Source organism: Pararobbsia alpina (assembly GCF_902859895.1).
Taxonomy (GTDB): Bacteria; Pseudomonadota; Gammaproteobacteria; order Burkholderiales; family Burkholderiaceae; genus Pararobbsia; species Pararobbsia alpina.
This window is the reverse complement of the sequence record NZ_CADIKM010000001.1, coordinates 304,240-317,926: the sequence shown is the minus strand read 5'-3', so window position 1 is coordinate 317,926 and position 13,687 is coordinate 304,240. Positions and strand designations below refer to the sequence as shown.

Annotated in this window: 6 protein-coding genes; 1 reads left to right on the top strand and 5 read right to left on the bottom strand. The window is 66.5% G+C overall.

Translation table 11 applies throughout. The features are described from left to right. Nucleotides 1–187 precede the first annotated feature (187 nt). The 4 genes from aroG to HV670_RS01360 form a co-directional block, all read right to left on the bottom strand. Nucleotides 188–1,261, bottom strand: coding sequence for a 3-deoxy-7-phosphoheptulonate synthase AroG (aroG, locus tag HV670_RS01375; protein WP_175102819.1), 1,074 nt, complete (start codon nt 1,259–1,261; stop codon nt 188–190). Nucleotides 1,262–1,619: 358 nt separating this feature from the next. Then, entirely contained in the window at nt 1,620–3,089 is a 1,470-nt protein-coding gene (gene tldD, locus HV670_RS01370; RefSeq protein WP_175102818.1) for a metalloprotease TldD, read from the bottom strand. Between the two features lie 59 nt (nt 3,090–3,148). Beyond that, complete coding sequence (locus HV670_RS01365; RefSeq protein WP_175102817.1) at nt 3,149–3,979, bottom strand: carbon-nitrogen hydrolase family protein; 831 nt, start codon at nt 3,977–3,979, stop codon at nt 3,149–3,151. A 112-nt stretch (nt 3,980–4,091) separates the two neighbouring features. Further along, entirely contained in the window at nt 4,092–8,708 is a 4,617-nt protein-coding gene (locus tag HV670_RS01360; RefSeq protein ID WP_175102816.1) for a YhdP family phospholipid transporter, read from the bottom strand. Nucleotides 8,709–8,816: 108 nt separating this feature from the next. Between HV670_RS01360 and glnE the strand changes: the two genes are divergently transcribed. Further along, entirely contained in the window at nt 8,817–11,789 is a 2,973-nt protein-coding gene (gene glnE / locus HV670_RS01355) for a bifunctional [glutamate--ammonia ligase]-adenylyl-L-tyrosine phosphorylase/[glutamate--ammonia-ligase] adenylyltransferase (RefSeq protein ID WP_175102815.1), read from the top strand. A gap of 126 nt (nt 11,790–11,915) precedes the next feature. Here glnE and recN read toward each other — a convergent pair whose 3' ends face one another. Then, nucleotides 11,916–13,577, bottom strand: coding sequence for a DNA repair protein RecN (gene recN / locus HV670_RS01350; RefSeq protein WP_175102814.1), 1,662 nt, complete (start codon nt 13,575–13,577; stop codon nt 11,916–11,918). Nucleotides 13,578–13,687 lie beyond the last annotated feature (110 nt).

Below are 13,687 nucleotides of genomic sequence, written 5' to 3'. Positions count from 1 at the left end.
CCCTTCCACGCCCAGCCAAGCGGCCAGAGCGGGGCCGCTCGCCCTCCGCGGAACACGCTGCGTGCGACCGGCCCCACTCCGTCCACTCTCTCAGCCCCATTCAGCGCTAGACCTCTATGACTGTCAGTGGGGTCGCTCTTTCAGCCTCATTCGGCGCGGAGGTCGTGGTCTTGTCGGAGGGTTCTTCTTAGTTTCCCCGGCCGCTCTTTACGCGGCGTTGGCGTACGGCTTCGGCGAGGCCCTCGAGGACGGGTACGGTCTCATCCCACGCGATGCAGGCGTCGGTAATGCTCTGGCCGTAGTTCAAGGTGCAGCCTTCGACGAGGTCCTGTCTGCCTCCGACGAGGTGTGACTCGATCATCAAGCCGACGATGCGTTCGTCTCCGTCAGCGATCTGGCGGCTGATGTCGGCGCACACGGGTATCTGGTTCTCGTGCTTCTTCTGGCTGTTGGCGTGGCTGGCGTCGATCATCAGGCGCGCGGCCAGACCGGCTTTGCCAATGTCGGCGCACGCGGCTTCGACGCTCGCGGCGTCATAGTTCGGGACCTTGCCGCCGCGCAGGATGATGTGGCAATCCTCGTTGCCGGCGGTGGACACGATCGCGGAATGGCCACCCTTGGTCACTGACAGGAAATGGTGGGGCTGGGACGCGGCCTTGATGGCATCGACGGCGATCTTGACGTTGCCGTCGGTGCCGTTCTTGAAGCCGACGGGGCACGAGAGCCCGGAGGCGAGTTCGCGGTGGACCTGGGATTCGGTGGTCCGCGCGCCAATGGCACCCCACGAGATCAGGTCGGCGATGTACTGGGGGCTGATCATGTCGAGGTACTCGGTCGCGGCGGGCAGGCCGAGCTCATTGATGCCGACGAGGAGCTGGCGGGCGGTGCGCAGCCCTTCGTTGATCTTGAAGCTGTTGTCGAGATGGGGGTCGTTGATCAGGCCTTTCCAGCCGACGGTGGTGCGGGGCTTTTCGAAGTACACGCGCATCACGATTTCGAGTTCACCCGCAAGTTTCCTGCGCAGTTCGACAAGCTTGCTGGCGTAGTCGAGGGCGGCCTTGGGGTCATGGATGGAGCAGGGGCCAACGATGACGATGAGGCGATCGTCCATGCCGTGGAGGATGCGGTGCATGGCGCCGCGCGAGTGGTAGATGAGCTCGGCGGAGGATTCGACGCACGGAAGTTCGCGGATCAGGTGCGAAGGGGGGGTCAGTTCTTTCAATTCGCGGATCCGGACGTCGTCGGTGTTGTGGGGGACCATGAAATTCTCCTTGTTGTCTTGGGCCCACTGGGTCGGCACCGCTGACAGGTCGTTAGGTTGGTTGCAAAGATTCGGGACATAAAAAAACCGCCAGTCTCGCTGGCGGTTTTTTTGGTATCGGTTGCTTTCAGTTCGTCAGCTACCCTCTCCATCCGCCAGCGGTGCGAGAAACGCATAAAACCAAAAATAAAAGCGGGCGGTGGACATGGGGTCGGGCTGTTCAAAATTTAAGCTGGTGTCGCTTTATACCGAGTTTAAGCAGGGAAGGCAAGTATCACCCCTTCAAAATGCGTGAAATCTGCATCTGGAAGGGGTGTGGTGCGGAAAATGGGCGGAGGGGCCTGATTGTCGTTCGGTCTCAGGCGGTGCCGCCGACGGTCATCTTGTCGATGCGCAGGGTGGGCTGGCCGACGCCGACGGGCACGCTCTGGCCTTCCTTGCCGCACACGCCCACGCCGGTGTCGAGGGCCATGTCGTTGCCGATCATGCTCACGTATTTGAGGGACTCGGGGCCGCTGCCGATCAGGGTCGCGCCCTTGACGGGGTAGGAGATCTTGCCGTTCTCGATCATGTAGGCCTCGGATGCGGAGAACACGAATTTGCCGTTGGTGATGTCGACCTGGCCGCCACCGAAGTTCACGGCGTAGAGGCCGTGCTTCACGGAGGCGATGATTTCCCGCGGGTCCTTGTCGCCGCCGAGCATGTAGGTGTTGGTCATGCGGGGCATGGGCAGGGCGGCGTAGGACTCGCGGCGGGCGTTGCCGGTCACGGGCACTTTCATCAGGCGGGCATTCAGGGAATCCTGGATGTAGCCCTTGAGCACGCCGTCTTCAATCAGGGTCGTGCACTGGGTCGGATTGCCCTCGTCGTCGATGTTCAGGGAGCCGCGGCGATTGGGCAGGGTGCCGTCGTCGACGACGGTCACGCCGGAGGCGGCAACGCGTTCGCCGATGCGGCCGGCGAAGGCGGACGAGCCTTTGCGGTTGAAGTCGCCTTCGAGGCCGTGGCCGATGGCTTCGTGCAGCAGCACGCCGGGCCAGCCCGGGCCGAGCACGACGGTCATGCCGCCGGCCGGAGCGGGACGGGCCTCGAGGTTGACGAGGGCACCGCGCACGGCGTCGTCGACGTACTGTTCGAGGCGGGCGTCGGTGAAGTAGGCGTAGTCGAAGCGGCCGCCTCCGCCGCCGCTGCCGATTTCGCGGCGGCCGTCCTGTTCTGCGATCACGGTCACGGACAGGCGCACGAGGGGGCGGATGTCGGCGGCGAGTGCGCCATCGCTGCGGGCCACGAGGATGACGTCGTATTCACCGGCAAGGCCGGCCATGACTTGCTTGATGCGGGGGTCGCGCTTGCGGGCGATGGCTTCGACGCGCTCGAGCAGGGCGACTTTCGCGGTGGCGTCGAGGGAGTTCAGGGGATCGGCGGGCAGGTACAGGTCACGCCCGGCGACGCCGCGCAGGGAATGGGCGACTTTGACGCGGGCCTTGCCGGCGCCGCCATGGCGGCCGATCGCGCGGGTGGTATGGGCAGCCTGCTTGAGGGCTTCGGCTGACAGGTCATCGGAATAGGCGAAGGCGGTGCGCTCGCCGGCGACGGCGCGTACACCCACGCCCTGGTCGATCGAGAAGCTGCCGGACTTGACGATGCCTTCCTCGAGGCTCCAGGCCTCGCTGCGGGTGGTCTGGAAGTAGAGGTCGGCATAGTCGACCTGGTGCGTGAAGATATCGCCGAGGGTGTGCAGCAACATGCCTTCGTCGAGGCCGTAGGGCGTGAGCAGCACGTCTTTGGCGATCGCGAGATTACGGATACCGGGTTCGATGATATTCATGCGTGGCTGGAAAAGGTCGAATAGGGTTCGTGGAGTTCGGAACGGGTGGGCGGCGGCGCTCAGGCCAGCACGCGATGCCGGTAGGCAGGCAGGCTCTGCCGCACTTCGGCGATGCGCGTGGGATCGACTTCGCCGATCACGACACCGGGGCCTTCGTCATGCACGGCAACGATTTCGCCCCAGGGGTCGATCAGCATGCTGTGGCCCCAGGTACGGCGGCCGTTTTCGTGTTTGCCGCCCTGCGCGGCGGCGAGCACATAACACTGGTTTTCGACGGCACGTGCGCGCAGCAGGGTTTCCCAATGTGCCTGGCCGGTCGTGTAGGTGAAGGCGGAGGGTACGACGATCAGGGCGCAGTCGCCGAGTGCCCGATAGAGTTCAGGAAAGCGCAGGTCGTAGCAGACTGACAGGCCGACGCGGCCGAACGGAGCTTCAAAGGTGCGTACTTCGGTGCCGGGGCGGATGGTGCGGGCCTCGTCGAACGCTTCGCTGCCTCTGACGAAATTGAATAGGTGGATCTTGTCGTAGCGCACGACTTCGCGGCCCTCGGGATCGAACACGAAGGTGGCGTTGAGCACGCGGCCAGGCTCGGGAGCGGCGACGGGCAGGGTGCCGCCGATCAGCCAGATGCGGTGTCTGCGCGCGGCATCGGCGAGAAAGGTCTGGATGGGGCCGGCGCCGGCGGGCTCGCGCAGGGCGACTTTGTCGGTGTCGGCGTGCCCCATGAAGCAGAAGTATTCGGGCAGCAGCACGAGTTTTGCGCCTTCGCCCGCGGCGGCCTCGATCAGCCGGCGGGCTTCGGCCAGATTGCGCTCGACGTCGGGCACGCTGACCATCTGGACGGCGGCGACACGCAAGGGAGGAAGAACGGTCTCGGTATTCTCGGTCATAACGGCTGCAATGGACGCCGGGCTGGCCCGGCAGGCCCGCTGGAGCGGCAGCTTCGGCGGTTTGGCGCGCCGCGCGCCAGCCTGCTGGCGCTGGGGTGGCGCGGCGCGACGGTTACTGGTCGCTGTCGCTGTGCTCGGTCGCGGGACGATTCATCTTACCCTCATCGGATTTGATTTGCCGGATCGTCGGTTTGTGCCAGGTGCCGGTGACGGAATACTCGCGCGAAAAGGTGTTGGAAATCGATTCGGACAGCAGGTATTGGCCGACGAAGCCGCCAAGGCCGATCAGGGGGTTCACGAACGCGACGGCAATCGCGGCGGTGCCGAAGTTGAGTGTCGGGATGACTTTGACGAACAGGGCCTGCTGCTGGTCGACGAGGTTGATGGTGCCGCTCATGGTCGCGCGCGCGGGGTCGGTCACGAGTTCGAAGTCGTCGGTCGAGGTGACGCCGTTGTGGATGGTGCCGGTGCCGGTGATCGAATCGAATGCAAGTCCGTGGCCGACGACGTCGCCGAAGTTGAGGGTCAGCACGCGCATCAGGGTCTGCAGGGAAAGCAGGCCGAGCAGCTTGGCGACGCCCGGGTCGACCTTGACGAGGGTGCCCTCTTTGAGCTCAGCCGAGACTTTGCCGTTGAGGGTCGGATAGTTGATGGAGGTCGGGCCGCTGCGCCAGCCGATTTTGCCGGACAGGGTGCCCTTGCCGTTTTCGATGGTGCGGGGCAAGCCGAGGGTGGAGAGCAGGGCACCTGCATCGAGCACGTCGACTTTGAATTCGAGCACGGTGCGGCGGGGGCGCAGGCTTTCGCCGTTGTCGTCGTCGAAGTCTTCGCCGGGCGCCAGGACGCGCTCGCGGCGCGAGGTGCGCCAGTTGCCGTTGACGGTCAGTTTCGCGGCGGGATTGTCGAGTTCGAGCTTGTCGAGCAGCCAGACGGGTTCGTTGTCGATATCGGTATTGCGTGCATGGACGTCGAGGTGGCCGAGGCTCTTGCCGTAGACGATCAGGTTGTCGACTTCGAGATCGACGGCCGGGAAGCCGGTCGACTGGCGTTCGATGATCCGGCCGACGACGTCGTGCTCGGTGGCGCGCGGAATTTCGAGTTTGGCGAGGCGGGCCTGGAGTTCGCCGCGATTGCCCTGGTCGGGCGCGCGCCAGTTGATATGGCCGGAGATCTGGTCGGAGGCGAGATTGGCTTGCCAGAGTTCCTGATCGTGGGTGGCGCCGAGCACGACGTTTTCCCAATGCCGTTTGAGCAGGGTCAGGTGGTTGACGTGGGCCGCGAGCCGGGTGGGCATAAAGCTCGACGTGGTGGTCGCGACGGGGCCGACGTCGGGCGGTACGACGCCCCGCACGCCAAGCACGGCGCCCGCGACGGCGCCGGCCGGGCGCGCGGTCCGGGAATCGACGGTCGGGGTCAAAGACAGGGAGGCGTTCGCCGCCTGAGACGTCGAAGCGTCGGCCGGCGACGTCGAGGCAAGGGATAGCGCCGGAGTGGTCGACGGCATCGTCAATGGCGCAGTCGGTGGCACGGTCGATGGCTTGATCGGCGGTACCGTCAATGACGCGGTTGCCGGCATGCTCGACTGTGCAAGCGTTGCCGGCACCGCTGCCGCGGGAAGACCGGCCGGGGCGGCACTGCCGGTCGGATGGACGAGTTTGTCGATCACGATGCGCCATGCATCGATATCGAGTGTATCGAGGTCGAGTGCGGCGACCACACCTTCGGCAGGCAGGGGCGCGGGCTTGTTGACGCCGATCGCGCCGCGCAGTGCCACGGGGTCCAAGCCGCCGCCGACAAGGTAGTTGGCCGAAAGGGGGCCGGCGTGCAGTTCCAGCTGGGAGACGCGGGCTTTGAGCCGGGTCGCGAGGTCGGAGCCCGCGGGTGCGTCGCGTTCGTCGCCAGCGCTCGCCAGGCGGTGCACGGTGGCCCGCACGGGCATGCTGGTTCCCGCGGCCTTGTTGAAGGGGGCGGGCAGTGTGCTGCCGAGGCCGATCAGATCGGAGTCGAGGGTGAGGTCGGGGATCGTACGGGGTGCGCCTCGCACGCTCAGCTTGTACGGCGCGCTGCCGGACAGATACTCGAACAGTGCGGAGGTCGCCGGCGTGGCCGACAGGGAACGCGCGTGATCGACCGCAATCCGGCCCGAGAGGTCGATCGCGAGGCTGCCGTCCGCACGCAGGCCGCCGCTGCCGTGCACGCCGCCGCCGAGCCATTGGCCGGTAACGCCGGCCATCTGCACGGAATGGCCGGTGAAGTCGATTGCACCATGGAGGTTCGACACGGGCGGCAACACGCTGTATGTCAACTCGTTGCCGGCAAAGGTGACGCGGCCCTTGGCGCTCGTCTGCGGATGGTGGAGTCCGCGCGGCACGGTGATGGTCATGGCGAGATGCGAGTCGCCGCTTGCCTTGATCTGCGCGGTTGCCCGGTTGACCGCGTCGGGTACCGGGCTGTCGTTGAGATACTGGACCATGTCCGCGAGGGGTCCGCGCGCAGTGCCACCGATCACGAGGGGGCTCGCGCGGTCCGCGAGGTCAGTGATCTCGCCGCGAACCCGGTCGACTTTCACGCTCCGGTATCGCGCCGCGTCGATGTCGAAACGCAGCAGCTTGTTCTCGATCAGCAGGCGTCCATCGATGTCGTCGAACGCCGGCCAGTTTTCGAGCTTGCCGAAGCGGGTGCGCTTGGCGGGCCAGGGCGACGGGTCGAAGCGACCACCCTTGAACGGTGCAACGATCTTGAACAGGCCGTGCTGGGTGGGCAGTTGGTAGGGGAATTCATCGAGGCTGCCGCGAACTTCGATGGTGGTGTGGTGGCCGGTGCCGGCGAGCAGGGCATGCGCGAGGTAGCCGCGGAGCTTCGCATCGATCGAAGTCGGCAGGTAGCGTGGCACGCGGTTGACCGTCAGCCGGTCGAATCCGGCCTTCAGGTCGAGTGCGCCGCGCCCGGGCCCGGCTTTGTGATAGCTGGCCGTCAGGAAGCCCGCGGCGTCGGGGTTCGAGAAGGCGAGGCGTTCGATTTTGACGTCGATGGCCGGTTGGTTCGGGTCGGCTGTGTTTTCGATCGACCAGGTGGTGCGCCCGGCGAGGGTGTCGAAATCGAGCTCGGGTTCGTCGAACATGCCGCGGATCGTGACGGCCGCATCGCGCGCGTCGAGCTCGAGCGTGCCACGGCCTTCGTCCGCGTCGATCGAGCCGCTCAGGTTGTTGAAGCCGGGTAGTCCGCTGCGTGGATGGTGGCGCAGGGTCAGGCCGGGTTTGGGCTGCTGCGCCGAGAAACCGAGGCCGTCGAATGAGGCCTTGAACCGGATGCGTTCGATGGCCTGCACCTTGTTGTTGCGTTGAGCCTGCTCGCCTTGCAGCGAGGAAGGGGCGGGCCTCGCGAAGGCGATTGCGTAGTCGTGCAGCACGCCGCGCGGCTCGAAGCGGGCGAGCGTATCGGCGGCGGCGTCGGGCAGCGGCAGGGTTCGTGCGATATCGGCAAGCAGCCCGACGTCCATGGCGTCACCGTCGATGCTGAAGCGCTCGCCATGCGCGGCGATCGCTTTGCGCGCGGCGGTGGCACTCGCGCCGCTCGCCGCGCGCAAGCCGGGCCGGCCGATATTGGGGCCCTGGTAGGCCGCGCTCAGACGCTCGATATCGAGCCGGCGCAATACCGGCGTGCCGTCGAAGAGCGGGGGTTCGCCGCCGAACTCGAGCACGAGATCGCGGATGTTGAGCGTCGCGCCGTCGTCGTCCTGGGCGAGGTTGTAGTGAAGCTCGGCGGCGGGCAGGCTCAGCGCGGGTCGGCCTTTCGTCAGCTGCAGCGCGAGGGTATGGCCGGAGAGCGCGCCGCGCGCCTGGTTCAGGCGGCCGCCGCTGAAATCGAGCCAGACGCGGCCCGCGACGCTGCCGGCGTCGACAGTGATCGGCAGCGCCATATAGTGAGAGGCGATGCGCAGGTCGAGGGGCCCGGCTGTCGCGTAGGCGGTGCCGATCCACGAACTCGCGTCGCCGGCCTGTCCGAAGGCGGCGCTTCGAAAGTCCGCGCGAAAATCGAGGGGCCCGTGGAGCACGGAGCCGTCGGGCTGGGCTTGCAGGCCGATCTGGTGTGTGCGGCCGTCGTTGAGCAACGCGAAGCGTATGTCGCGCAGTATCAGTTCGGGCGCGCTGCGCATGGCGTCGCGCCAACGCAGGGTGCCCCCGCGCAGGACGATCGCGCGCTGGGACAGCAGCCAGTTCGGGAAGGCGCGGTCGTGCCGCCCGGTGAACGCGAGGCGCACGCCGGCGATCGACAGGCCGCCCGATGCATCGCGCTCGATCAATACATCGGGCGCGTCGACGACCAGCCGTGCAAGCACCAGTTGCAGACGGGGTATCGAGATCCACGCGATCTGGGCATTGGCGTGCGGAATCGAGAGTGCCTGCACGCCGTGGGCATCGACGATGGTCAGCTGCTCGATGTCGACGCCGGGCTGCAGACCGCTCCAGCGTGCCGAGATCTTGCCGATGTGGACGGTGGCGTGCAGCGCCGCGGAGAGTTCGCTTTCAATGCGCGGCCGCAGCAGGCCGATATCGGGCAACACCGCGTAGCGCAGCAACAAAATGACGAATGCCGCGCCGAAGTAAAGCACAAGGGCTCCGACGAGCAGCACCTTGAATATGCGCCGCAACTGTCGGTTGCCACCCGTGTGCGAAACGTCGTTGCGCGGTTCGTCGATCACGGCGGACGGTTCCGGGCGTTCGGACATGCTGCGGGGGTCGTATGCGTATGGTAGTTTGCTGGGGCGTCGGAGCCACTTTAACACAGGGTCCGACGTGCGCCCCAGCGGCTTTGGCCCGCTTTTTCCCGAGTTTAGATGACCTCTTCCCTCTTGCTTTCTGAATCGTTTTCGAGATATGCGGCAGGTGTGCTGCACGCGTTGCCCGCACTTGCCGAAGCGTTGCCCGGCCTGGCCGCTCGCCCTGCGACACGGGCCTGGATCGAGGCGCGGCTTTCAACGCTCCTCGAGCACGCCCAGCCCGGCACGCCGCCTGGCGAAGATGCGCTCAAGCAGGCCTTGCGCCGGTTGCGGGCGGAGGTCTACCTGATCGAGATGGAGCGCGATCTCGCCGGCATCGCGGAGGTCGCGGAAGTCACCGCGGCGATGACCGATCTCGCGGAAGTCGCGATCCAGCGCGCGATCGAGGTGCTCGATGCCGACTTGCGCGCGAGTTTCGGTGTGCCGCTCGGGGAGAGCAATGGTGAACCGCTCTCGCTCGGTGTGGTCGGCATGGGCAAGCTCGGCGGCCGGGAACTCAATGTGTCGTCGGATATCGACCTGATCTTCCTTTATGAGGAAGAGGGAGAGACGGCCGGGGGGCAGCGCAGGCCGATCTCGAATCACGAGTATTTCACGCGGCTCGGCAAGCGGCTGATCGGCGCACTCTCGGAGCTGACGGCCGACGGCTTCGTATTCCGGGTCGACATGCGGCTGCGGCCCAATGGCGATTCGGGCGCGCTCGTCTCGAGCCTCGGCATGCTCGAGGAGTATTTCTACGTGCAGGGCCGCGAGTGGGAGCGCTATGCCTGGATCAAGGGGCGGCTCGTGAGCCGGACCGACGATGCGCCGGGCCGCCGGCTCGCGGAACAGCTCGACCGGCTCGTCAAGCCGTTTGTCTACCGCCGCTACCTCGACTTCAATGTGATCGGCGCCTTGCGCTCGCTACACGAGCAGATCCGGCAGGAGGCCGTCAAGCGCGCGACCATGCGGCCCGAAAAGGCGGACGACATCAAGCTCGGGCGCGGCGGCATTCGCGAGATCGAGTTCTCGGCACAGGTTTTTCAGTTGATCCGCGGCGGCCAGGATGCGGGTTTCCGCGTGCGGCCGACGCTCGAGGTGCTCGCGCACGCGGTCTCGCAGAACCTGTTGCTGCCCGCGATCGCGGCACAGCTCAGCGACGCGTACCTGTTTTTTCGGCGGGTCGAGCATCGGCTCCAGTACGCGGACGATGCGCAGACCCATGCGCTGCCGGTCGATCCCGAGGCGCGCCAGCGGCTCGCGGGATCGCTCGGTTATCTCGACTACGAGGCTTTGCTTGGCGAGATCAATCGCCATCGCGTGCTTGCCGAGGCAGAGTTCGACCGGATCTTCGCGGACAAGAACAATGGCGGGTCCAACGGAGGCGGAGCTGAAGAAGGGACGCGCCGCGAGTCATCGAACCCGGCCGCGGGCGGGCGTGCCGCGAGTGCCGGTCCGTCGCAGGGGGCCGGTCGAGGCGGTTTCCATGCGAATGATCGGGAGCCCGATGCGGCCGAAGCACCGCAATCGCTTGTGACGGGCGATGACCTTTGGACGGACGCCCTGGCGGACGAGCACTTCGACGGTGCCGAAGACGATACATGGGTGTCGCAGGCCGGCCGGCTTGGGTTCCAGGACCCGGCCGCTCTGCTCGCGCGGCTGCGCGTGATGCGTACCTCGGTGCGCTACCAGAGCCTGCCCCAACTCAGCCGCGAGCGCTTCGACCTGCTCGTGGTCCGCGTGCTCGACGCGGCGGCCTCGCTGTCGGCCGAGCTTTGCGACGTCACGGTCCTGCGCTTTCTCGACCTGCTCGAGGCGGTTGCACGCCGCGGGGCCTATCTGGCCCTGCTCGCCGAGTTCCCCGCTGCGCTGAGGCGGGTGCTGTCGGTGGTCGGTGCGTCGAGCTGGGCGGCGGACTATCTGCGCAAGCATCCCCAACTGCTCGACGAACTGCTCGACGACGAGGCGCTCGCGGCACCGTCGGACTGGCCCGCCTTCAAGCGTGCCTTGTCGGGCCGGCTCGCGACGGCCGACAGTGTCGAACAGCAGCTCGACCTGCTACGTCACGCTCAACATGCCGAAACCTTTCGCATCCTGCTGCTCGATCTGGCCGCGCACATCACGGTCGAACGGATCAGCGACCTGCTGTCCGAACTTGCCGACGCCGTGCTCGAGGTCACGCTGGACGCGGTGTGGCGCCAGTTGCCGCGCCGCCATCGCGAACAGCCGCGCTTCGCGGTGATTGCCTATGGCAAGCTCGGCGGCAAGGAACTCGGCTATGCGTCGGATCTCGACCTGATCTTCCTCTACGACGACGCGGATGAGAACGCGGACGAAATCTACGCGGCGTTTGCGCGCAGGCTGATCACCTGGCTCACGACGCCGACGGGCGCGGGACAGCTTTATGACGTCGACCTGCGGCTCAGGCCGAACGGCTCATCGGGCTTGCTCGTCACGGGCCTCGACGGGTTTCGCCGCTACCAGCTTCGCGAAGGGGACGCATCGAACACCGCATGGGTCTGGGAGCATCAGGCTTTGTCGCGTGCGCGCTTCGCCTGCGGCGATGCGCGGATCGGCGAGCAGTTCGAGGCGATCCGCACGCAGGTGCTGACCCAGCATCGCGAGGCGCTGCCGCTTGCGCAGGAGATCGTGGCGATGCGCAACCGCGTTGGCGAAGGCCATTCGAACCCGACCCTGCTCTTCGATCTCAAGCATGACCTGGGCGGCATGGTCGATGTCGAATTCATCGTCCAGTATCTCGTGCTGCTGCATGCATCGAGCCATCCGGAGCTGTTGCGCAATACGGGCAATATCGCCCTGCTGCGCGAACTCGCGCACTTCGGGCTGATGCCCGACAGCGAGGCGCAAGCCGTCGGCAACGCCTACCGGACCTACCGCGCGATCCAGCACAAGATGCGGCTCGACGGCATCGATACGGCACGCGTGCCGGCACAGCGCGTGAGCGTCGAACGCGAAGCGGTGCAGGGCCTTTGGGAGCGCATTTTCGCCGGCGTCGAACCCGCGCCGCTGGGTGCGATCGGGGTGAAGTAGCTGTCGGGCACCGGCCATCGCCGATACCCGGCGGCGGCCGTCTTGTTCAACGGCATTGCGCTTCAAAAGCGCTCGAAGGCGAACGCATTCCGGCCAACGCTCTGAGGCCGGCCGGGGGCGACCCCTTCAAGCCGCGAGCATTTCCTTTGCGTGCTTGCGAGTCGTGGCGGTGATCTCGAGGCCGCCGAGCATGCGGGCGATTTCCTCGACCCGGTTCGGCTTGTCGAGCGACGCGACCGACGAGACGGTCTGGTCCGGGTCGATCGTCTTCTTGACGACCCGGAAATGGAATTCGCCGCGCGCGGCGACCTGCGGCAGGTGCGTGACGCAGAGCACCTGGCGCTGGCGCCCAAGCTGGTGAAGCAGCCTGCCGACGACCTCGGCGACCGCGCCCCCGATGCCGGTGTCGACTTCGTCGAAGATCAGCGTCGGGGTCGGGCTCGCGGCACTCGCGATCACCGCGAGCGCGAGACTGATCCGCGCGAGTTCACCGCCCGAGGCCACTTTCGCCAGCGGGCGCAGTGGCACCCCCGCGTGCCCGGCGACGCGGAACTCGATCTGTTCGAGTCCGTTCGGGCCACCCGCGCCGCCATTGGACAGCGGTACGAGCGCGACCTCGAAACGTCCGCCCGTCATCGCGAGCTCCTGCATGCCGGTCGTCACGGCGGCGCCGAGTGCCTTCGCATGACGCGCGCGTTCCTTTGACAGCTTCTTTGCGACGTCCTGATAGGCCTGCTGCGCAGCGGCTTGCACCGCGCGCATCGCATCGAGGTCGGCGGCCGCATCGAGGGCCTCGAGCTGGGTGCGCCGTGCCGCGTGTTCCTCGGGAAGCGCTTCGGGCTGGAGCCGGAACTTGCGCGCGGCAGAGTGCAGTGCTTCAAGGCGTGCATCGACCTGGGCGAGCCGCTGAGGGTCGAGGTCAAGCTTCTGCGCGTAGTGGCTCAGCGAGTAGACGGCTTCTTGAAGCTGGATTTCAGCGGGCTCGAGCGTGGCGACCGCGTCGACGAGACCGGTGTCGATTTCAGCGAGTGCGCGCAGCCGCACGACGATCGCGCTCAATTGATGCAGCATCGCCTCGTCGGACTCGGAGAGCGCCCCCAGCGCATCCTGGACGCCGCCGATCAGGTTCGCGGCATTCGACAGCCGGCGATGTTCGGCGTTGATCTCTTCCCATTCGCCGGCTTGGGGCATGAGCTTGTCGAGTTCGGCGAGCTGCCAGGCGAGTCGTTCGCGTTCGAGCTGGATCTCGCGGTCGCGCGAATGCGCGGCCTCGATCGCGGCGCTTGCCTCGCGCCATGCGCGCCAGGCCCGCGCCGTCTCGCCGGCAAGGGCGCCCAGGCCCGCATGGGTGTCGAACAGTTCGCGCTGCGAGTCGGCTCGCATCAGCAGTTGGTGCGCATGCTGACCGTGGATCTCGACCAGCATTTCGCCGACTTCGCGCAACTGGGTCAGGGTCGCGGCGGTGCCGTTGATGAACGCGCGGGAGCGGCCGCCCGTGTCGATCACACGGCGCAGCAGCACGGTGCCGGCCTCGCCCTCGAGCGCCTGGTCGGCGAGCCAGCGGTCGACGGCTTCATGGGTTGCGAATTCGGCGCTGATGTCGGCGCGGCTCTGTCCGGTGCGCACCACGCTCGCTTCGCCGCGCGCACCGAGGGTCAGGGCGAGGGCATCGATGAGGATCGACTTGCCCGCGCCGGTCTCGCCCGAAAACACGGTGAAACCCTGCTCGAACTCGAGGTCGAGTGTGTCGACGACGACAAAATCGCGAATCGAAAGATGGCGCAGCATGGGAAGCGAGCACTCCAGGGCGGCACAGGCGACGAAATCGGAAAACAGAAGATTACCTGAGATGCGGGAGGATTTTGCCCTACCCGGATGTCAGCGCGATGGTGAGGCGG